Source organism: Bradyrhizobium sp. BRP19 (genome assembly GCF_020194195.1).
Taxonomy (GTDB): domain Bacteria; phylum Pseudomonadota; class Alphaproteobacteria; order Rhizobiales; family Xanthobacteraceae; genus Bradyrhizobium; species Bradyrhizobium yuanmingense.
Window position 1 is genome coordinate 909250 of sequence record NZ_JADYVZ010000001.1, and the last position, 21183, is coordinate 930432.

18 protein-coding genes and 1 tRNA gene are annotated in these 21183 nt (G+C 65.9%); 13 read left to right on the top strand and 6 right to left on the bottom strand.

The window, feature by feature from the left end:
• Positions 1-24: 24 nt before the first annotated feature.
• Positions 25-438: a hypothetical protein gene (locus tag I6F36_RS04445; protein WP_225171052.1), complete on the bottom strand. Its 414-nt coding sequence runs from the start codon at positions 436-438 to the stop codon at positions 25-27.
• A 107-nt stretch (positions 439-545) separates the two neighbouring features.
• On the opposite strand from I6F36_RS04445, the gene I6F36_RS04450 reads away from it, so the two are divergent.
• Positions 546-1481, top strand: a complete 936-nt coding sequence (locus I6F36_RS04450; protein WP_109145733.1) for a LysR family transcriptional regulator — start codon at positions 546-548, stop codon at positions 1479-1481.
• A 67-nt stretch (positions 1482-1548) separates the two neighbouring features.
• Entirely contained in the window at positions 1549-2103 is a 555-nt protein-coding gene (locus tag I6F36_RS04455; RefSeq protein ID WP_225132670.1) for a protein-tyrosine phosphatase family protein, read from the top strand.
• Between the two features lie 16 nt (positions 2104-2119).
• Here the strand turns inward: I6F36_RS04455 and I6F36_RS04460 are convergent, their stop codons facing one another.
• Both I6F36_RS04460 and I6F36_RS04465 read right to left on the bottom strand, forming a co-directional pair.
• Positions 2120-2875 carry an alpha/beta fold hydrolase gene (locus I6F36_RS04460; protein WP_036015305.1) on the bottom strand — a complete coding sequence of 252 codons (756 nt, stop codon included), beginning with the start codon at positions 2873-2875 and terminating at the stop codon, positions 2120-2122.
• A gap of 117 nt (positions 2876-2992) precedes the next feature.
• On the bottom strand, positions 2993-4129 hold the full coding sequence (locus tag I6F36_RS04465) for a hypothetical protein (protein WP_036015306.1): 1137 nt from the start codon (positions 4127-4129) through the stop codon (positions 2993-2995).
• A 308-nt stretch (positions 4130-4437) separates the two neighbouring features.
• Here I6F36_RS04465 and I6F36_RS04470 point away from each other — a divergent pair, with 308 nt between their 5' ends.
• Positions 4438-4683 carry a zinc-finger domain-containing protein gene (locus tag I6F36_RS04470; protein WP_008562814.1) on the top strand — a complete coding sequence of 82 codons (246 nt, stop codon included), beginning with the start codon at positions 4438-4440 and terminating at the stop codon, positions 4681-4683.
• A 20-nt stretch (positions 4684-4703) separates the two neighbouring features.
• A complete protein-coding gene (locus tag I6F36_RS04475) occupies positions 4704-5906 on the top strand; it encodes an FAD-dependent monooxygenase (protein ID WP_225132671.1) in 1203 nt (400 codons plus the stop codon).
• A 25-nt stretch (positions 5907-5931) separates the two neighbouring features.
• Here I6F36_RS04475 and I6F36_RS04480 read toward each other — a convergent pair whose 3' ends face one another.
• The gene (locus I6F36_RS04480; RefSeq protein WP_225132672.1) at positions 5932-6354 is read right to left on the bottom strand and encodes a twin-arginine translocation pathway signal; all 423 of its coding nucleotides are present in this window, start codon (positions 6352-6354) and stop codon (positions 5932-5934) included.
• Between the two features lie 172 nt (positions 6355-6526).
• Between I6F36_RS04480 and I6F36_RS04485 the strand changes: the two genes are divergently transcribed.
• A tRNA-Leu gene (locus I6F36_RS04485) sits at positions 6527-6615 on the top strand.
• Between the two features lie 9 nt (positions 6616-6624).
• Here I6F36_RS04485 and I6F36_RS04490 read toward each other — a convergent pair.
• The gene (locus I6F36_RS04490; RefSeq protein ID WP_225132673.1) at positions 6625-7935 is read right to left on the bottom strand and encodes a hypothetical protein; all 1311 of its coding nucleotides are present in this window, start codon (positions 7933-7935) and stop codon (positions 6625-6627) included.
• 314 nt (positions 7936-8249) lie between these two features.
• Between I6F36_RS04490 and I6F36_RS04495 the strand changes: the two genes are divergently transcribed.
• Positions 8250-9500 (top strand): multidrug effflux MFS transporter, encoded by a 1251-nt coding sequence (locus I6F36_RS04495; RefSeq protein ID WP_225171053.1) that lies wholly within the window; start codon positions 8250-8252, stop codon positions 9498-9500.
• A gap of 381 nt (positions 9501-9881) precedes the next feature.
• Here the strand turns inward: I6F36_RS04495 and I6F36_RS04500 are convergent, their stop codons facing one another.
• Complete coding sequence (locus tag I6F36_RS04500) at positions 9882-11489, bottom strand: ABC transporter substrate-binding protein (RefSeq protein ID WP_036015319.1); 1608 nt, start codon at positions 11487-11489, stop codon at positions 9882-9884.
• Between the two features lie 267 nt (positions 11490-11756).
• Here I6F36_RS04500 and I6F36_RS04505 point away from each other — a divergent pair, with 267 nt between their 5' ends.
• From I6F36_RS04505 to I6F36_RS04535, 7 genes are all read left to right on the top strand, one after another.
• Positions 11757-12887, top strand: coding sequence for a M20/M25/M40 family metallo-hydrolase (locus I6F36_RS04505; RefSeq protein ID WP_225150490.1), 1131 nt, complete (start codon positions 11757-11759; stop codon positions 12885-12887).
• Positions 12888-13108: 221 nt separating this feature from the next.
• Positions 13109-14050, top strand: coding sequence for an ABC transporter permease (locus tag I6F36_RS04510; RefSeq protein WP_225114725.1), 942 nt, complete (start codon positions 13109-13111; stop codon positions 14048-14050).
• Between the two features lie 18 nt (positions 14051-14068).
• Positions 14069-14956, top strand: a complete 888-nt coding sequence (locus I6F36_RS04515; protein WP_036029754.1) for an ABC transporter permease — start codon at positions 14069-14071, stop codon at positions 14954-14956.
• A 129-nt stretch (positions 14957-15085) separates the two neighbouring features.
• Positions 15086-16735, top strand: a complete 1650-nt coding sequence (locus I6F36_RS04520; protein ID WP_225132675.1) for a dipeptide ABC transporter ATP-binding protein — start codon at positions 15086-15088, stop codon at positions 16733-16735.
• Positions 16736-16965: 230 nt separating this feature from the next.
• Entirely contained in the window at positions 16966-18471 is a 1506-nt protein-coding gene (locus I6F36_RS04525; RefSeq protein ID WP_225132676.1) for a M81 family metallopeptidase, read from the top strand.
• Between the two features lie 14 nt (positions 18472-18485).
• Positions 18486-19658 carry a M20 aminoacylase family protein gene (locus I6F36_RS04530; RefSeq protein ID WP_036015333.1) on the top strand — a complete coding sequence of 391 codons (1173 nt, stop codon included), beginning with the start codon at positions 18486-18488 and terminating at the stop codon, positions 19656-19658.
• Positions 19651-21069, top strand: coding sequence for an amidase (locus tag I6F36_RS04535; RefSeq protein WP_225171054.1), 1419 nt, complete (start codon positions 19651-19653; stop codon positions 21067-21069). The genes I6F36_RS04530 and I6F36_RS04535 overlap by 8 nt, the downstream gene beginning before the upstream one ends.
• Positions 21070-21183 lie beyond the last annotated feature (114 nt).

Below are 21183 nucleotides of genomic sequence, written 5' to 3' on the forward strand. Positions count from 1 at the left end.
CCTCAATTTCCTAGTCGGAATATTTCACATCGCCTTGGCCAGCGCGAACAGCCGGAAATCCTCGAGCGCCGCGTGCCGATGCGGGGCGACTTCGCGCCGGTAGGTCTCGGTGTCGACGATCGAGCGGAAGGTGGCGAAATCGCCGTATTCATTGATGGCAGCTTCGTCCCAGCGTTCGTCCGGCGAGCCGACGAGGCTCGCGAGGATCGGCCCGGAAAACGTCGGCGCGATCGGCTTGCCGGCCGCAAGGCGCCGGAATGCCGGCCTGTAGCGTTCATGAAAGGCTTCGCGGCCCGAGCAGGGTGCGGCGTCGAATCCGTCCTCGTAGCGCGCCTGCGCGCGGTAGCGCAGCAGATTGAGCATATAGACCGGCTGGCCGGACGGAATCGCGCGCTCGGCGGCGTCGAGGGCTTGCAGCGTGATTTCGATAGAGTTCATCGGACGTCCCGCGTTTCCAGCGCCGCAGAATGCGTGCTGACGCTCCCTGCTTAGCCGTTCGAGGCCGGCGCTTGTAGTGACTGCACAGCCATGATTATGTGGACTTCATGTCCACAACGACTTTGCCTCCCGACCTTTCGCGCCTCCTCGCCTTCGTCCGCGTCGTCGAGGCAGGCTCCTTCGCCGAAGCCGCGCGGCGGGCGGGGACGACTACATCGGCGATGTCCAAGGCGGTCGCCCGCTTCGAACAGGCTCACGGATTGCGGCTTTTGCATCGCTCCACCCATTCGTTGGCGCTGACCGAAGAGGGCGACCGGCTGATGTCGGCGGGACGCGCGTTGGCCGAAAGCCTCGCCCGTGTCCAATCCGCGCTCGGCGAAGTCGCGCGCGACGATGGCGGACGGGTGCGCGTGACTGCCCCCGCCTCGTTCGCGCGCGCCTGCATCCTGCCACGGCTGCCCGCGTTCCTGCGGGAACGGCCGGAAATCGAGATCGAGGTCAAATTCCGCAACGAGATTCTCGATCTCGCGGCGGAAGGCGTCGACATCGCGATCCGCACAGGGCCGCTCGATCGCGCGCCCGGTCATCAGGCGCGGCGGCTTTGCACCTTCTCCTGGATCGCTTGCGCCTCGCCTGCCTATCTGAAAGCGCGCGGCGCGCCGGCCACTCCCTTCGAGCTTTCCGCGCACGAGCACGTCGGCTTCCGCAATCCCGCGAGCGGTCAGATCCTGACCTGGCGCTTCGCCGACCCGCGCGGCAAAGGACCCATTCGCGTCACGCCCAAACCCAAGCACATTTGCGACGACGCGCACGCTTCGCTGGCTCTGATCGCGAATGGGTTTGGGATCGGCTGGGGGCCAGCGTGGCTCGTTGGCGAAGACCTTCGCGCCGGCCGGCTGGTCGAGGTGCTTGCGCCCTGGCGCGCGCCTGGGGAACCCCTATGGATGCTCCGCACCTCCGGCCGCCGCCCGCCCCTTCGCACACAGCGCGTCATATCGTTCCTCAACACGCTTCCCGCCGCGTTCAGCGACAAGGCGGTGTGAAGCAGCGGGCGTCACCGACATTCGGTCGCCAGGAAAATGAGCTCCAGGCGGCGGCTGCCGGTGAGGTGTGGATTATGCGATCCCGTCTTGCATCAACCAAGGGTTTGAGATGTCCCGATTACATTGGATCGAGATTCAAGCGGCTGGACGAATAGCGATTATGGCGCGTCCTCGCGCCGACGAGTGGTTGGAGATGGAAGTCATTGAGTGGAAGGACGCCCGAGTCGGTCTGGTAGTGAGCCTTCTCGAGCGCGAGGAGGTTTCAGAGCTTGGGTTACAGCGTGAAGACGAGGTTTGTCGTTCTAACGGAATCGACTTCATCTCTTTTCCGATTCCGGATCGGGGATTGCCAGAATCGCGACCGGAGGCATCGCAGATCGCTCGCTTATTAGCCAGCGGCTTGCGAGATGGTCGTTCTATGGCGATCCATTGTCGCGCGGGGATCGGCCGATCTTCGGTAATTGCAGCTTGCGCACTGATCTGTTCCGGAATCCAAGCGAAGGAAGCTCTTGAGCTGATTGGAGCTTCGCGGGGCTTGATCGTGCCGGACACGGATGAGCAGCGCGATTGGGTGATGACCTTTGGCCAGGCGGAGCGCGGCGATGCGCCACGTACCCGATAGGCCATGCAATGTCGCCTCAGCCGCGGCGTGACAGGAAGTCGAGCACGCCGGTCTTGTAAACCTTGTCGCCGACTGCACGCATGTGGTCGCGATTGGGAATATCGAGCACTTCGGAACCCGGTATGATCGCGCCGAGCGCGCTGGCGCTTCCTGCGACATCGTCGGCGCTGCCGACCGCGATCAGCACCGGCACCTCGATGCGCGCGGCCTCTTGCCTCGTCATGAGATCGCGCGTGCCGCGCAGGCACGCGGCGAGTGCACGGCGGTCGGAGCGGGTCTGGTCGGCGAACGCGCGAAACGTGCGGCCGACGGGATCGGTGACGTCGTCCAGCGCGGGCGCCTCCAGCGCCTTGGCGACGTTCTCGCCGGGACCGCTGCCCTCGATCAGGCCGCCGATGCCGATGCCGCCGAGGATCGCCGAGCGCAGGCGCTGCGGCTCGTTGAGGGAGAGCCAGGCCGTCATCCGCCCGCCCATCGAATAGCCCATGATGTCGGCCTGCGGGATGGCGAGGTGATCCATCAGTGCGAGCACGTCGCCGGCCATTACGGGTATAGAATATTGCGCGGGTTCGTAGAGCTTTGCGCTCTCGCCATGGCCGCGGTTGTCGAGCGCGATGACGCGGCGTCCGTTCTTGCGCAGCTCCGACACCCAGGTCGGATAGACCCAGTTCACGTTCTTGCTGGAGGCAAAGCCGTGCACCAGGATGATCGGATCGCCCTCGCCTTCGTCGAGATAGGCAATTTCAACGGCGCCGTTGTGAAAGCTCGGCATCAGCAGTTCCGTGGGATCTTGTGGGGGACAGCTCGATCTTAGAGCACGATCCGGCAAAGTGTGCAGCGGTTTTCCGGCAACATCATGCTCAAACAATAGCCCGAAGCGGATCGCGCCTCAGGCCGTCGCGGCCGCGTTAGCCAAAGCAGCGTCGGCCGCCATCTGCGCGCGGCGCAGCCGCCGCGCCCGCCTGCGATCGCACCAGGCCTGGGTCAGGCGCTCGGTCGTCGCCTTGATGGAGGAGAGCAGGCCGAACAGCGTCACGACCGCGCCAAACAGCCACATCGCCAGATCGAACGCGCCGCCGACGAGCAGCAGCGCGCCGCGGCCGAGCAGCTTGATGATCGCGCGCGTCTTGCCGCCTTGCGCTTCCGCAAGCCGCACGGCGCGCGCGACGTCCTTGGGGCCCTCGGCGATGCGGAGCGTATCCATGGCCCCGCGCGTGCCGGTCTTTCCGGCGACGCGCGTGACGTCCTTGCCGAGCCGGACCAGCGCACCGGCCTTCTCGGCCCGGAACGCGGCCTTGATCGCGCTCACGGTCTGGCCAGGGCGCAGCACCGAGCCCGATGCCACCGCGTTCCGCAGCATCGGCGCATCGACGACCTCGCGCGCGGACCGGCCGGCCCATGCGGCGAGCCCCTCGCCGAGCCGTCCGAGCTTGCGCGCATCCTTCACCAGCGTCAGTCCTGCGCGCACCGGCGCGGCACCGCCGACGGAGATGTAGGTTGCCGCCGTCACCGCAAGGCCGGCCGCCGCAAGGGAGAGCACGAGGCGGTCGGTGTCCTCGCCCATGGCGAGGTGCTTGCCTTCGCGCACCACGTCCCTGATGTCGCCGAACACGAAGAGATCGCCGGCCACGGTCCCGGACAGGCTGGCGACGTCGTCCGCGTTGCCGGTGACGAGACCGGTGGCGAAGCGCTTGGCGAAATGCGCGGTGGAATTCTCCGCTTTCACGGCGTCGGTGACGCGGCTCAAGAGGTCGTCGGGAAGCGCGATGTTGCGCTCGCGCGCCAGCGTGACGAAACTGTCGGCGAGATCGGCATCGCCGGCGGCGAGCGCGGCCTCGATATTGTCCTGAACCAGGCGGTCGTTGTGCCGGAGCAGCGCATCGAGCTTCAGCTCGGAGAGCGCGACCGGATCGTCCTGGGCAGCCAGGATCGCGCCGGCCTCGCGGGCATGCGGCGCCACCTGCGCGAGCACGAAGCCGCACACGGCCATTCCCGCCAACGCCGTACTGATTCGCAGCCACTTCATGTGGAAAAGCCCGGATGCCCTGAGATCGCTCGCGCGGAACACTACGTCTTTCGTCCCGGTCTCACGCAACCACAGAGATAGTATGCCAAAATTGCGACACAACGTCCCCGACGAAAGAAGGGCTTCTCTAGGGGCGCAAGATTGTGTCGAATTTGCATGAGCAAATGAGCATGGGGCGCTTGCGAAGCTTTTCGGTTCCGCTGGACTAGCAATCACCTGTACCCGCCAGTATGGTCCGCAGCGCCTCAAAGATGCCGCGTAAGTTCGTGATTGTATCTGCCGCCATTGCCACTCCAGGATGAACTTCGATGTCCGACCATGTCGTCCCGCACTTCCATAACGATGCCGGTGTCCCCGTCATCGAGATCGGCTCGCAAGAGTTCATGTGCGTGGGCGCCAATCCTCCGTTCGACCATCCGCACGTCTTCCTCGACCTCGGCAACGACAACGAGATCATCTGCCCCTATTGCTCGACGCTGTACCGCTTCGCGGCCGACCTGAAGCCCGGCGAAGCCCGCCCGCCGGAATGTGTGCTGAAGGACAAGGTGGCCTGACCGCGTCCATCGGTTAAGGGGTGGCGCTCTCCCGAACGATCGTCGTCGCCGGTGCCGGCATCGGTGGCCTGACGGCCGCGCTCGCGCTCGCCGCCCGCGGCTTCCGCATCGTCGTGCTGGAGAAGGCCGAACGCCTCGAGGAGGTCGGCGCCGGCCTGCAGCTCTCGCCCAATGCCAGTCGCGTGCTGGTCGAGCTCGGCCTCACCGAACGCCTCAAGCTGCGCGCCGTCACCCCGGAAGCGCTCTCGATCATGAGCGCGCGCGTCGGCGGCGAGCTGCTGCGCATGCCGCTCGGCGAAGCCGCCTCGCTGCGCGCCGGAGCGCCCTATTGGGTGGTGCACCGTGCCGACCTGCAAGCGGCCCTCGCCGGCGCCGTCGCCGACCATCCCGACATCGACCTGAAGCTGGGCGCGACCTTCGAGGACGTCGCGCCTCACGCCAAGGGCCTGACCGTGGTCCATCGCAGCGGCACGATCCGCCGCAGCGATCTCGCCAGCGCGCTGATCGGCGCCGACGGCATCTGGTCGACGGTGCGCCAGCATCTGTTTCCCGAGGTGCAGCCACGCTTTTCCGGCCTGATCGCCTGGCGCGGCACGCTCGATGCCACGCAATTGCCGAAGGACTATACCGCGCGCCGGGTGCAGCTCTGGATGGGACCGAACGCCCATCTGGTCGCCTATCCCATTGCGGGCGGACGCCAGATCAATGTGGTCGCGGTGCTGCCCGGCACCTGGAACCGGCCGGGCTGGAGCACGCCCGGCGATATCAGCGAGGTGATGGACGCCTTTGCCGGCCCGCGCTGGCCGCCGGCGGCGCGGATGCTGCTCGCCGCGGTCGACAGCTGGCGCAAATGGGCGCTGTTCGGCGTGCCGGACGGCTGCCCCTGGAGCAAGGGTTCGGTGGCGCTGCTCGGCGATGCCGTGCACGCGATGCTGCCGTTCGCAGCCCAAGGGGCCGGCATGGCGATCGAGGATGCCGCCGTGCTCGCCCGGCATTTGAGCCTGGAGGCCGCCGAGAGCAGCAAAGCGGTTGCCGCCGCGCTGACGCAATACGGCCGTGCCCGCCAGGCGCGGGTGCGGCGGGTGCAGCGGACCGCGCGGCAGCAGGGCCGCATCTATCATCTCAATGGGCCGCTCGCGCTCGCACGCGATCTTGCGATCCGCGCGCTCGGCCCGCAGCGCATGCTGGCGCGACAGGACTGGATCTACGGCTGGCGGCCTTGATGCGGCGCGCCGCCGGCAGCATGCCTCAGCGGGCCGCTTTGCCGGATTTCGACGCGGATTTGGCGCTGGCCGCGTGCGATGCCGGAGGCGGCGGCGCCTCGGGCGGCGTCTCCCGGCATCTGTTGCGGCGCCAGGCATCCTCGGCCAATTGGACCTGCCCGCGCACGGCGACATAATCGTTGCGATAAGCGAGCTCGGACACGACGGCGCCGCCGGCCCCGGTCTCGGCCTTCTCCATCAGCCTCTGCAGATCGGCGGTGCGCTTGGCGAGGTCCTTGCGCTCGGTCTCGAGCTGCTTGCAATCGTACAATTCGTATTTGGCGGGATCGGCAAAGGCCGGTGCGATCGTCTCGCTCACGCCGGCGCAGCCGGACAGCGCGAGGCCAGCCGCAAGCAGCGCGAACAGCGCGCCAAAGCCGCGCAGCGAAAAGGAAAACGAAGCAGCCATGCCGGATGAATAGCCCCCGTGGATTGAGAATGCCTAAAGCAGCAACAGATGTCCGGATTGAGGCTTTGCCTTGCGCCCCCGGCTCGCATAAGGAAGAACCGTCCCTCCGGCGGCGAACGCGCCAATTCCAGACCGCCGGAACGGACTTAAGTGTTTGATCTCGTTGGATCAAGCGGGCATGGCGGAATTGGTAGACGCAAGGGACTTAAAATCCCTCGGTGCGCAAGCGCTGTGCCGGTTCGACCCCGGCTGCCCGCACCACTAGTTGTATCACCCCTGCTCGAGGCGCTCGGGCTCTGCGCGGAAATCGAGCAGCACGATCCAGAAGCAGATCAGCGCGATGACGAGGAGGATGAAGGTGCCCTCGATCGGCGCGCCCAGAAGCGAGACCAGTGCCGGAAAGGCGAGGCCGATGCCGAGGATGGCGGCGAGCGCCAGGGACGGAAGATCGACGATGAGGATCGCGGCAAGAAGCGCGAGCTCGAAGAAGGCATATTCCTTCAGACGCGGCGAGCTGAGATAGAGCGCGAACATGGCAAGCACCGTGATGCGCATGCCCGTGCGCGGGTGATCCATCAGCCAGCGATCGAGCTGCGTCAGGAGCGATGCCCCTTCGCGCACCGGTCCGCTCGCGGCCGCGCGCAGGACGGACAGCGCGAACGGCACGAGCACGAGCGCGAGTGCCGCGAACGCGTAGGCCGCCAACATCGCCGGCTTGCCGTCACCGAAGCCGGCCTGGGCCATGAGGTCGCGCGCCAGCAGCAACAGCGACGGATTGGTCTCCACGAGACCGACGGCATGCTGGCCGGGAATTTGTCCTGCGATCGCGAGCAGCCAGCTCGCGAACAGATCTGGATAGAGTAACCGCGACAGCGCGAGCGGCAACGCGAAGGCGAACGCGGCCACCGCGATCAAGGCCAGCTTGCGGCCACGCGGCAGCGGCAGGAAATAGAGCGCCGCCAGCACCGGGACGAACACCAGCTTGAACGAGGTCACGAGGCCGAGCAGCGCAGCGCCGGCGATGCGCCAGGAAAAGTTCGAATTCTGTTCGGATGCGAGCGGGCGTAGCAGGAGCTTCAGCGCGATCGCGGTCAGCACTCCGCTCAGCAGCGCAAAATTCCCCGACGCCACCACGAATTCGAAACCGACGAACGCGCCGAGCGCGCAGAGCACCTTCAAGCCAGCATCGCGCGCGCTGGCACGCGTCCGGCCAAGGCCGGGCAGAAGCAGCGCGCAGAGCACGGCGAGGACGAGAAAGATGCTTCGGTAATGATCGAGCAGAACGCCGCCCGCGCAGAGGGGACGGAAGACGTCCAGCGTCACCGGCAGATAGGGATAAGAATAGGTGGTGCCCTTCAGGTTCTTGACGAAGTAGGGATCGAGCCCGTCGGCATGCGCATCGACCGCCGCGCAATTGACCCGGACGTCCCAGCCATACGGCAGGTCGAGCGAGGCATCGTTGGCGAGATTACCGAGCACCAGCAGCGCGGTCAGCGTGACCACGCCGGCAAGCCAGACGTTGCGCCTGGCAGCCTTGGCCGCAGGCGCCAACCATCGTGCTGCACCTGATATGTCGGACACGGGCGATACCCTGTTTGGCTTCTCGCGGCGCCGTTGCGGCAGCCGGTCCAGCCACAATGGACAGGACGGGTTGCCGATTCATCTCCCCGGCGTGCCGCGCCCGATCTTATGGTGAATCCCTGGTTGCAGGCCCAGCCCTCCGGCGACGCGGCTTCGGAAAACGCTTCGATGTGCGCGGCGACGCGGCGGATGGCCATCGCGGGCCCTCACCCGTTTTTGACCGCTCCTGCTCCGCCTGCCAGCCATCCCGAAACATGGGTTGTGCAACGCAGCATCGGGGCTAGATAACTCGCTTGATTGCAGGGGTAAGCTTCTTGTCCGACGTCAATGCCGACGGTTGGGTGTCCTCGGGACACCGCCCAATGGGTTTTCCGGAATTCGTCATCGTGATCGCGTCCATCATGGCGCTGAACCCGCTCGCGATGGACATGATGCTGCCGGCGCTGCCCAATATCGGCGCCGCCTTCAAGATTCCCATCGAGAACCATCTGCAACTGGTGCTGTCGACCTTCCTGATCGGCTTCGGCGCCGGTCAGTTCGTCATGGGTCCGCTGTCGGACCGCTTCGGGCGCCGACCGGTGCTGCTCGGCGGCATGGCGGTCTATGCGGTGGCGAGCGTGCTGGCGGTCATTGCCCCCTCGTTCGAGACGCTGCTGCTGGCGCGTGCGCTCCAGGGGCTCGGCACCGCGGCGACGCGCGTGATCGCGACCTCGATCGTGCGCGACTGCTATGTCGGCCGCCGCATGGCGAGCGTGATGTCGCTCGCCATGATGATCTTCATCGCGGTGCCCGTGGTCGCGCCCTCGTTCGGACAGGCGGTGCTGCTGGTGACGGCGTGGCGCGGCATCTTCGTCGTGCTGATGCTCTACGGCCTGCTCGCGCTCGCATGGTGCGTGCTGCGGCTGCCCGAGACGCTTCCCGAGTCGAAGCGCAGGTCGCTGGCGCCCTCCGACGTGCTCTCGGCATTCCGGCAGACCCTGACCCATCGCCAGACCGTCGGCTATGCCACCGCCGCCGGCAGCGTCATCGGCGCGCTGTTCGCCTATGTCTTCTGCGCCCAGCAGGTCTTCACCGGCATCTATCATCTCGGCCAATATTTCCCGCTGGCTTTCGCCGCGATTGCCGCCGGCACAGCCATCGCCGGCTTCCTCAATGCGAGGCTGGTCGGCCGGCTCGGCATGCGCGTGATCTCGCACGGCGCGCTGACGCTCTACACGGCCGTGGCCGGCGTGATGCTGCTGACGGAAAGCCTCGGCGTGCTGCCGCTCGCCTTGTTCATGGTGCTCTCGGCCCTGATGATGTTCTCGTTCGGCATGATGGTCGCCAACTTCACCGCGCTGGCGATGGAACCGCAGGGCCACATCGCCGGCACCGCCTCCTCGCTGTACGGCTCGATCACCACGCTGATCGGGATCGTGGTCGGCATGGCAATCGGGCAGAGCTTCGACGGCACGCTGCTGCCGTTCTCGATCGGCTTTTTCCTATCCACCCTCGCCGCGCTCGCGATCGTGCTGGTGGTGGAGAAAGGGCGGCTGTTCAGGCCGCATCATCGCCCGATCAGCTAGGAACTTCCCGCCCCTCGCGATGTTGTACTGCAGCAATTCAGAGGATTGGCGAGATGGAACAAGAGAACAGATCGGATCAGCCCGCGTCCGAGATCGAACAGCCGATTTCGCAGCCTCGTTCCGATGAACGAATGGACTCGAGCTTGGCATTCGTGAGTGAAGGGCTCGAGCAGCTGCGCGACAGCCACTGCTAGACGAGCGCGATCACAGACCGCCTCATAGAAAACGGCGCCGCAGGAAACTGCGGCGCCGTTCGTATTCACATGCAAGGCGCGCGGCGCGTAAAGCGCGATGAGATTCGGATGATCGTCATCGCGCTTTAGGTTGTTGTTTGCGCATGATCTTTCCGGAAAACCGCTTCGCACTTTTCCGGATCATGCTTTATTCCTTCTTGTCGATGTTCCAGAACACCGGCGTCGCGGGGCCGTCGAGCACGCCCGTCAGCGATTTGCGCCAGCCGCTCGGGATGAGATACTGCCCCAGCGGAATGTAGATCACCTGCTCATAGGCCTGCTTCTGGATGTCGGCGGCGATCTTCTTCTGATCGTCGACCGAGGCCGCGCGGACGAAAGCGTCCTTGAGCTGCTCGATCTTGGCGTCTTCCGCCCAGCCGAACCAGCCCTTCTTGCCCTGGCCGCCGATCGAGAGATTGGCGATCGGGTTGGACACGTCGGCCGCGACCCAGTTGGTGAAGAACATGTTCCAGCCACCTTCCTTCGGCGGCTTCTGGCTGGCGCGGCGGCTCACCACCGTCTGCCAGTCGGTCGCCTGAAGATCGACCTTGAAGCCGGCCTCGCGCAGCAGCTGGGCCGAAACGATCGGCTGCGCCTTCAGCGTCGTGACGTCGCCAGGGGCCATGATCACGATCGGCGTGCCGTCATAGCCGGACTCGGCGAGCGCCTTCTTGGCTTGCGCCATGCCGTTCCCCTTGACCAGGGTCTCGGAGCCCGCATCGGTTGCGAGCGGCGTGTCGCAAATGAAGAACGCGCCGCAGATCTTCTGATATTTGGCGTTGCCGACCAGCGCGTCGAGCACGTCCTTCTGGTTCAGGGCCAGCAAGGCAGCACGCCGCACCTTCACGTTGTCGAACGGCGGATGCAGGAAGTTCATCCGGCCGAGCGTCTGGAAGCCGAACTTGTTCAGGACCTCGATGGTGAGCTCCTTGTTGCCTTCCAGCACCGGCAGCATGTCGAACGGCAGGTTCTCCATGAAATCGATGTCGCCCGACTGCAGCGCGTTCACCGCGGTCTGCGAGTCCGGCATGGTGATCCACTCGACGCGGTCCACCTTCACCACCTTGCCGCCGGAGGTCCAGCTCGCCGGCTCCTTGCGCGGCACGTAGTCAGTGTTCTTGACGTAGACCGCCTTCACGCCGGGCTGGAATTCGCCCTGCACGAACTTGAACGGACCAGAGCCGATCTGCTCGGGGATCTGCTTGTCCGGCGGCGTCTCCGCAAGGCGCTTCGGCATCATGAAGGCGACGCGCGAGGACGGCTTGCCGATGGAGTCGAGCACCAGGCCGTAGGGCTCCTTCAGCTTCAGCGTGATGGTCTTGGGGTCGGTCGCCTCGATGCTGGCGGTGAAGTCCATGAGCTTCTGTCCCATGCCGTCGACCGCAGCCCAGCGCTTCAGCGAAGCGACGCAGTCCTCCGCCGTCACCGGCGCACCGTCATGCCACTTCAGGCCGTCGCGCAGCGTGAACGTGTAGGTGAGCTTGTCGTCGGAGACCTTCCAGTCCGCCATCTGCGGCTGGACCTTGAAATTCGAGTCGGTGGCCACCAGCGTGTCGTAAACCATGTAGCCGTGGTCACGCGTGATGTAGGCCGTGGTGAAGATCGGATCGATGATGCGCAAATCCGAATGCAGCACCGCCGTGAGAGTCTTGCCGGCCGCGAGCACCGGCGAGGCCAGCGCAGTCGAAAGCGCGACGACCGACAGCGCAAGTGTGGAGGCGAACGCGCGAGGCCCCCGGCGCATGAAGTGGAACATAGAAAGTTCTCCTGACGTGAAACTGTTCAAAGGCAGGTTATTGGTTGAGCATGAGGTTCGTTCGTTGGGCGAACTAACCTCATGCAATGCCTTCGTCTTTCGAGACTTGCAGACAGGGTGAAGCGCGTCAATCCGGTTTCGGTGCAAGCCCTTGCGGCGCGCGCACGGGCTCCACAAAGATCGGTTTGGCTCTACAACACCCTCCGCTTGTCCCGTCCGCGCCAATGCAATGCGCGTTCCATCTTTCCAAGCTTGAGAGACATTGAGATGAATCCTGCCAATCTTCCCTTTGATTCCGAGGCCATGCTCGAAGGCCTGCGCGGCTGGATCGAATGCGAAAGCCCCACCTGGGATGCCGGTGCCGTGGACCGCATGCTCGATATCGCAGCGCGAGATATGGCGATCATGGGTGCGACGATCGAGCGCATCGCCGGCCGCCAGGGCTTCGGCGGGGTCATCCGCGCGCGTTTCCCCCATCCGAAGCAGGGCGAGCCCGGCATCCTGATCGCCGGGCACATGGATACCGTCCACCCGGTCGGCACCATCGCGAAGCTGAAATGGCGGCGCGAGGGCAACAAGTGCTATGGCCCCGGCATCTACGACATGAAGGGCGGCAACTACCTCTCGCTGGAAGCCATCCGCCAGCTGGCACGCGCCTCGTTCACGACCCCATTGCCGATCACCGTGCTGTTCACGCCGGATGAGGAAGTCGGCACGCCCTCCACGCGCGACATCATCGAGGCGGAAGCCGCGCGCAACAAATACGTGCTGGTGCCGGAGCCCGGCCGCGCCGACAACGGCGTCACCACCGGACGTTACGCCATCGCACGCTTCAACCTCGAAGCGACGGGCCGGCCGAGCCACGCCGGCGCGACGCTGTCCTCGGGACGCTCGGCGATCCGCGAGATGGCGCGACAGATCCTCGCGATCGACGCCATGACGACGGAGGACTGCACCTTCTCGGTCGGCGTCGTGCATGGCGGCCAATGGGTCAATTGCGTTGCTACCACGGCGACGGGCGAGGCGCTCTCCATGGCCAAGCGCCAGGCCGATCTCGACCGCGGCGTCGAGCGGATGCTGGCGTTGTCCGGCACCAGCAACGACGTCAGCTTCAAGGTCACGCGCGGCGTGACGCGGCCGGTCTGGGAGCCCAATGCCGGCACCATGGCGCTGTACGAGAAGGCCCGCGGCATTGCCAAATCTCTCGGCATGGAATTACCGCATGCAAGCTCCGGCGGCGGCTCGGACGGCAACTTCACCGGCGCGATGGGAATCCCCACGCTCGACGGCCTCGGTGTGCGCGGCGGCAATGTCCACACGCTCGAAGAGTATATCGAAGTCGAGAGTCTCGCTGAGCGAGGACGGCTGATGGCGGGGCTGCTGGCGACGCTGGAGTGATCGCGAAGCGATCCCGTAGGTGGGCAAAAGGCGCAAAGCGCCGTGCCCACCGTTTTCCCGACCGAAAGCAGGTGGGCACGCTCCGCTTTGCCCACCCTACGAAGATTGGCTGCACCGCAAAAACTGTGGCCCTCGTGGCACGGGAATTGCTGAAATGTTAGGCTGATGGCAGGCTGGCCGAAGAGCCCTGCCCAATTTGACTCTAAACTGACGGATCCAACTTGCTCGGATATCTCCTTCGCCGAATTCTCGCCGCCGTGCCCGTGATGGGCGTGGTCGCGCTGTTCGTTTTCCTCCTGCTCCGCCTCACCCCCGGCGATCCCGCCGCGATCCTCGCCGGCGACAACGCGACCCCGGAACGGCTGGAGCGCATCCGCGAATCGCTCGGCCTCAACGAGCCGCTGATCGTGCAGTTCGTCACCTGGGTGAACAAGCTGCTGCACGGCGACCTCGGGACGTCGCTGATCTCCAATTTGCCGGTGATGAAGATGATCGGCCAGCGCGTCGAGCCCTCGATCTCGATCGCGTTGTGCACCATCATCCTCGCCGTCGTCGTCGCAGTTCCCTTGGGGGTGATCGCGGCGTGGAAGCACGGCACCTGGATCGACCGTTTCGTGATGGGTCTGTCCGTGCTCGGCTTCTCGGTGCCGGTGTTCGTGGTCGGCTATGTCCTCATCCAGGTCTTCGCGATCGAGCTGCGCTGGGTGCCGGTGCAGGGCTTCCGTAGCATCTTCAACGGCTTCGGTCCGTTCTTCGAGCGCATGATCCTGCCGACCTGCGCGCTGTCCTTCATCTACGTCGCACTGATCGCGCGCATGACGCGTGCGGCGATGCTCGACGTGCTCGGCGAAGACTACGTGCGAACGGCGCGCGCGAAGGGCATCAACGAGGTTGCGGTGATGATGCGCCATGCTCTGCGCAACGCCGCCGTGCCCGTGATCACCGTGATCGGCACCGGCTTTGCGCTCTTGATCTCCGGCGTCGTCGTCACCGAGAGCGTGTTCAACATCCCCGGCATCGGGCGTCTCACCGTCGACGCGGTGCTGGCGCGCGACTATCCGGTGATCCAGGCGATGATCCTGCTGACCTCGCTGATCTACGTCGTCGTCAATCTTCTCATCGACGTCGCCTACACCCTGCTCGATCCCCGGATCCGGTACTGAGGCAAGGACAAGAACAAAATGTCGGTCGATACCCTTCCCCAGTCCTCCATTCCGATCACGTCGCCGCTGCGGCCGCGATTCGGATTCCTCACCTCGACCCCGATCATCGCCACCGCGACGTGCCTGCTCGCCTTGATCGTGGTGGTCTCGATCCTCGCGCCGCTGATCGCGCCGCATGATCCGATCCAGCTCGCCCCGTCGCAGCGGCTCAAGCCATCTTCCGCACAGTTCCTGCTCGGCACCGACGCCTACGGCCGCGACGTGTTGTCGCGCGTGATCTATGGCGGCCGCATCTCGCTTCTGATCGGCATCGGTGCGGCGATCCTGTCGATCGCCATCGGGCTGGCGATCGGCCTCGTCTCCGGCTTCTTCAAGCTGGTCGATTCCGTGATGATGCGCGTCATGGACGGCCTGATGGCAATGCCGAGCATCCTGCTCGCGATCGCCGTGGTGTCGCTGTCCGGCGCCAGCCTCTGGACCGTGCTGATCGCGATCACGATCCCCGAGATTCCGCGCGTTGCACGCCTGGTCCGCTCGGTCGTGCTGTCGGCGCGCGAGGAGCCTTACGTCGAGGCCGCGATCTCGGTCGGCTCGAGCCTGCCGAAGATCATGTGGCGCCACCTGATGCCGAACACGATCGCGCCGCTGATCGTCCAGGGCACCTATATCTGCGCCAGCGCCATCCTGACCGAGGCGATCCTCTCCTTCCTCGGCGCCGGCATCTCGCCGGAGACGCCGACCTGGGGCAACATCATGGCCGAGGGCCGCCAGTACTTCCAGATCAAGCCGTCGCTGATCTTCTGGCCGGGCCTGCTGCTCTCCATCGCCATCCTCAGCATCAACCTGATCGGCGACGCCGCCCGCGACGCCCTCGATCCGCGCATGAAGCAGCGGGAGGGGAAGTGAAACAAGTAGCGTTGTCATTCCGGGGCGCGCGTAGCGCGAGCCCGGAATCCATTTCACCACGCGTGCTGCGGCCCGATGGATTCCGGGCTCGCGACTTTGTCGCGCCCCGGAATGACGGAGAGAATTGACGTGACCGACACCATCCTCGACATCAACAACCTCGTCGTCTCCATCGGCAAGCAGCCGAAAGGCGCCAACATCATCGACGGCATCTCGATCCAGGTGCGCGAGCGCGAGACGCTGTGCCTCGTCGGCGAGAGCGGCTCGGGCAAGTCGGTGACCTCGCTCACCACCATGGGCCTGTTGCCGAAGGGCACGCTGGTGCCAACCGGCGGCAGCGTGAAGCTGGTCGGCGAGGAGCTGCTCACCGCCACCGACCGCCGCCTGCGCCAGCTGCGCGCGACCAAGATGGCGATGATCTTCCAGGAGCCGATGACCGCGCTCAATCCGGTGGTGCCGGTCGGCCGCCAGATCGACGAGGTGCTCCGCGCCCACACCAAACTCGATGCCAAAGCGCGCAGGAAGCGCATTCTCGACATGATGGAGCAGGTCCACCTGCCCCAGGTCGAGCGCATCTTCGCCTCCTACCCGCACCGTCTCTCCGGCGGCCAGCGCCAGCGCATCATGATCGCGATGGCGCTGGTGCTGGAGCCGAAGCTGCTCATTGCCGACGAGCCGACCACCGCGCTCGACGTCACCACGCAGAAGCAGATCCTGTCGCTGATCCGCGAGCTCCAGCGCGATCACGGCACCGCCGTGCTGTTCATCACGCACGACATGGGCGTGGTCGCCGAGATCGCCGACCGCGTCGCGGTGATGCGGCAGGGCCGGCTGGTCGAGACCGGTCCGCTCGAGACCGTGCTGCGCAATCCGACCATGGAATACACCCGCAACCTGCTCTCCTCGGTGCCGAGCCTGGTGCCGCGCCCGCCGCGCGAGGAAACCCGCGAGCCCGTGGTGCTGGAGGCCAACGAGCTCAGCAAGGTCTACAAGGAGCGCGCCTTTTTCGGCAAAGGCCGCGAGGTCGTCGCTGCCGACAAGGTCACCTTGACCCTGCGCAAGGGCCGCACGCTCGGCATCGTCGGCGAAAGCGGCTCGGGCAAGTCGACGGTTGCGCGCTGCATCGTGCGCCTGATCGATCCGACCTCCGGCGGCGTGCGCCTCGCCGGCCGCGAGATCGCCGACATCTCGCGCCGCCTGTTGCAGCCGCATCGGCAGAAGATCCAGATCGTATTCCAGGATCCCTATCGTTCGCTCAATCCGCGCGTCACCGTCGGCGAGAGCATCGCCGAAGGCCCGGTCAATTACGGCGTGGCGCACGCCGACGCGATGAAGCGGGCGCGCGAGTTGCTCGAGCTGGTCGGCCTGCCGCCGGATGCGGTGTCGCGCTATCCGCACCAATTCTCCGGCGGCCAGCGCCAGCGCATCGCGATCGCCCGGGCACTCGCGCTCGATCCGGACGTGCTGGTCGCGGATGAAGCGGTCTCCGCGCTCGACGTCTCGGTGCAGGCGCAGGTGCTGGAGCTGCTCGACGAGATCCAGAAGCGGCTCGGCATCGCCATCCTGTTCATCACCCACGACCTCCGCGTCGCAGCCCAGATCTGCGACGAGGTCGTGGTGATGCAGCACGGCCGCGTCGTCGAACAGGGACCGGCCGCCGAAGTGCTGACGCATCCTAAGGAGGCCTACACCAAGGCGCTGCTGGATGCGGCGCCCGGGCGGGGTTGGGATTTTGCGAACTTCAGGCCGGTGGCGGAAGGCGTGGGGGCCACGGCTTAACTCTCTCCGCCGTCATTCCGGGGCATCGCGAAGCGATGAGCCCGGAATCCATCAGGCTGCGAACTCTGTCGCACGATGGATTCCGGGCTCGCGCTACGCGCGACCCGGAATGACGGCGGAGCAGCATTCCCAAATCGATCTGACCCTATGCGTGGCACGATGGCCTCTCACCTTGCCCTCTCCTCAGAGCCAAGGCTAACGTCGCGCACTTTCAATCGGGACTGAACTGAATGACACGCATCGCCGTCGGCGGCTTCCTGCACGAGACCAACACCTTCGCTCCGACCAAGGCGACATTCGCCGACTTCCAGCATGGCGGCGGCTGGCCGGCGATGACTGAAGGTGCCGACGTGTTGAAGGTGATGCGCCGCATCAATGTCGGGCTCGCCGGTTTCGTCGACAGCGCCGAGGCGAACGGCTGGGAACTCGTTCCGACCATCGCCTGCGGGGCGAGCCCGTCGGCGCATGTCACCGAAGACGCATTCGAGCGCATCGTGAAGGTCATGGTCGACGGCATCGCCGCCGCCGGCCCGATCGACGCCGTCTATCTCGACCTGCACGGCGCGATGGTGACCGAGCATCTCGACGACGGCGAAGGCGAGATCTTGGCGCGCGTGCGCCGCGTCATCGGTAAGGATGTTCCGCTGGTCACCAGCCTCGATCTCCACGCCAACGTCACGCCCGAGATGATGGAGCATGCCGACGCGCTGATCGCCTACCGCACCTATCCGCATGTCGACATGGCCGAGACCGGCCGCGCCTGCGCGCGCCATCTCGCGCTGCTGCTGCAGACGAAGCAGCGCTTCGCAAAGGCCTTCCGGCAATTGCCGTTCCTGATCCCGATCAGCTGGCAATGCACCAACGACCAGCCCACCAAAGGCATCTACGAAAGACTCGCCGCGCTGGAGAGCGATGCCGTCCCCACCCTCTCTTTCGCGCCCGGCTTTCCCGCCGCCGATTTCCGCGACTGCGGCCCCAGCGTGTTCGCCTATGGCAGGAGGCAAGACGACGCAGATCGTGCGGCCGACGCGCTTCTGAAGCTGATCGAAAGCCACGAGAACGATTTCGACGGCAAGATCTGGACGCCCGACGACGGCGTGCGCCACGCCATGGAACTTGCCAAGAGCGCGCGCAAGCCGATCATCATCGCCGACACCCAGGACAATCCGGGCGCCGGCGGCGATTCCGACACCACGGGCATGCTGCGCGCGCTGGTGCGCAACAAGGCGAGTGCCGCAACCGGCGCGATCTACGATCCGGAATCGGCCAAGGCCGCGCACGCAGCCGGCGTCGGCGCCACCGTGACGCTGTCGCTCGGCGGCAAGTCCGGCATCCCCGGCGACGAGCCCTATCGCGAGACCTTCGTGGTCGAGCAGCTCTCGGACGGCCGCTTCATCGCGCCCGGTCCCTATTACGGCGGCCGCGAGATGGAGATGGGCCCGTCCGCAGCCTTGCGCATCGGCGATGTCCGCATCGTCGTCTCTTCGCACAAGGCCCAGCTCGCCGACCAGGCGATGTACCGCTATGTCGGCATCGAGCCGACCGAACAGAAAATCCTGGTCAACAAGAGCTCGGTGCATTTCCGCGCCGATTTCGAGCCGATCGCCGAGAAGCTGATGATCTGTGCCGCGCCCGGTGCGATGCCGGCCGACACCGCTTCGCTACCCTGGACGCGCCTGCGCCCGGGCATCCGCATCAAGCCGAACGGCCCCGTATTCACGCCTCCCTCACGCTAACCGGACAGGACCACATGCCCACGATCGATCGCATCGACGGCTACGCCGACGAGCTCACCGCAATCAGGCGCGACCTCCACGCCCATCCCGAGATCGGCTTCGAGGAAGTGCGCACCTCCGGCATCGTCGCCGACAAGCTGAAGAGCTGGGGCATCGAAGTGCATCGCGGCCTCGGCGGCACCGGCGTGATCGGCGTCATCAAGGGCAAGGGCACCGGCAGCAAGCGCATCGGGCTGCGCGCCGACATGGACGCGCTGCCGATGGAAGAGAACACCAATCTGAAGTGGAGCTCGAAGATCCCCGGCCGCTTCCACGGCTGCGGCCATGACGGCCACACCACCATGCTGCTCGGCACCGCGCGCTATCTCGCCGAGACCCGGAATTTCGACGGCACCGTGCATCTGATCTTCCAGCCGGCCGAGGAAGGCCTCGGCGGCGCCCGCGCCATGATCAAGGACGGGCTGTTCGAGAAATTTCCCTGCGACGAGCTCTACGGCCTGCACAACGCGCCCGACCTCAACCACGGCGAGATCGCGATCCTGCCGGGCCCGGCCATGGCCAGTGCCGACTTCTTCGACCTGCGCATCACCGGCTACGGCGCGCATGGCGCGATGCCCGAGCGCTCCAAGGACGCGGTTGTCATTGCGACCACACTGGCGCAGGCGATCCAGACCATCGTCAGCCGCAACGTCGACCCGCTGCAAGCCGCGGTGATCTCGATCACCCAGATCCATGCCGGCTCGGCTTACAACGTCATTCCGGGCGATGCGCATCTGTGCGGCACCATCCGCACCTTCTCGAACGAAGTCCGCGCCCTGATCGCCGAGCGCATCCGCACCATCTGCGCCGGCATCGCCGCCGCCTATCAGTGCACGATCGAAGCCGACATCCGCGACACGTTCGGCGTTCTGGTCAACCAGGTCGAGCAGTCCAAGGTGGTCGAGGAGGTCGCGCGCACCATCGTCGATCCCGCCAACGTGATCACCCGCATCCAGCCGAAGATGGGCAGCGAGGATTTCGCCGACATGCTGGAGACGATTCCCGGCGCTTACTTCTGGGTCGGCCATGACGGCTCGGTGCCCGTGCACAATCCCGGCTTCGTGCTCGACGACAAGATCCTGCCGATCGGTGCCAGCATGTTCGCCCGCATCGTCGAGACGCGCATGCCGGTGGGTGGCAATGCATAAAAAGAGCGTCGAGGAAGCGGTCACCTCGCTGCACGATCTGTCCGCGGTCGACCTGATCGCGGGTTATCGTGCCAAGCAGTTCTCGCCGAGCGAGGTGCTGGAGGACGTGCTCGCGCATGTCGCGGCGTGGGAACCGCATCTGAAGGCGCTCTATGCGTTCGACCCCGATGGCGCGCGCGAGGCCGCAAAGGCCTCGACCGCGCGCTGGACCGGCGGCGAGCCCTCCGGGCCGCTCGACGGCGTGCCCGTGACGGTGAAGGACAACATCGCGACCAAGGGCGTGCCGGTGCCGCTGGGGGCAGCCAGCGTCAAGCTCGTGCCGGCCGAGAAGGACGCGCCGCCCGCTGCGCGGCTGCGTGAGGCCGGCAGCATCATCTTCGCCAAGACCACCATGCCCGATTACGGCATGCTGTCCTCCGGGCTGTCCTCGTTCCATGCGCTCGCGCGCAACCCGTGGGATCTCAGCAAGAACCCGGGCGGCTCCAGCGCCGGCGCAGGCGCCGCCGCCGCGGCCGGCTACGGGCCCTTGCATCTCGGCACCGATATCGGCGGCTCGGTTCGCCTGCCCGCCGGCTGGTGCGGCCTCGTCGGCCTGAAGCCGAGTTTTGGCCGAGTGCCGATCGACCCCACCTATGTCGGCCGTGTCGCAGGCCCGATGACCCGCACGGTCGACGATTGCGCGCTGATGATGAGCGCGATCGCAAAGCCCGACCGCCGCGACGGCATGAGCCTGCCGGCCGAGCTGCTGAACTGGAAGGGGCTGGAGAAATCTCCGCGAAAACTACGCATCGGGTTGATGCTCGATCCCGGCTGCGGCCTGGCGCTGGAGAAGCCGGTGCGCGAGGTCGCAGTGAAGGCCGCGAAGGCATTCGAGTCCGCAGGCAGCGTCGTCACCGAGGTCGACGGCATCCTCACGCGCGAGATGCTCGACGGTCTCGACAATTTCTGGCGCGCGCGGATGTGGGACGATCTGTCCAAGCTGACGCCGGCCGAGCAGGCCAAGGTGCTGCCCTATATCTTCAAGTGGGGCGAGTCCGGGGCCAAGCTCTCGGGCGTCGACGTCATCCGCGGCTTCAACCAGACCATGGCGATCCGCGCGGCTGCGGCGAAGCTCTTTTGCGAGCTGGACTATGTGATCTCGCCGACCGCGCCGAACGTGAACTATCCGGCGGAATGGGCCTCGCCGACCAACGATCCCATGAAGCCGTTCGAGCACATCGCCTATACCGTGCCGTGGAATATGTCGGAGAACCCGGCGATCTCCCTCAACGGCGGCTTCGACGCCAAGGGTTTTCCCATCGGCGTGCAGATCGTCGGCCGCCGCTTCGACGACATCGGCGTGCTCGGCATGGCCAAGGCGTTTGAAGGCCTGCGCGGCCCGCAGCGGCCCTGGCCGAAGCCGCCGGCGTAACAAACGCTCGCTCGTCATTCCGGGTTGCGCCCTCTTGGCGCAAGCCCGGAATCCACTCATCCGCATTACTGATGTGGACAAATGGATTCCGGGCCCGCGCTTCGCGCGCCCCGG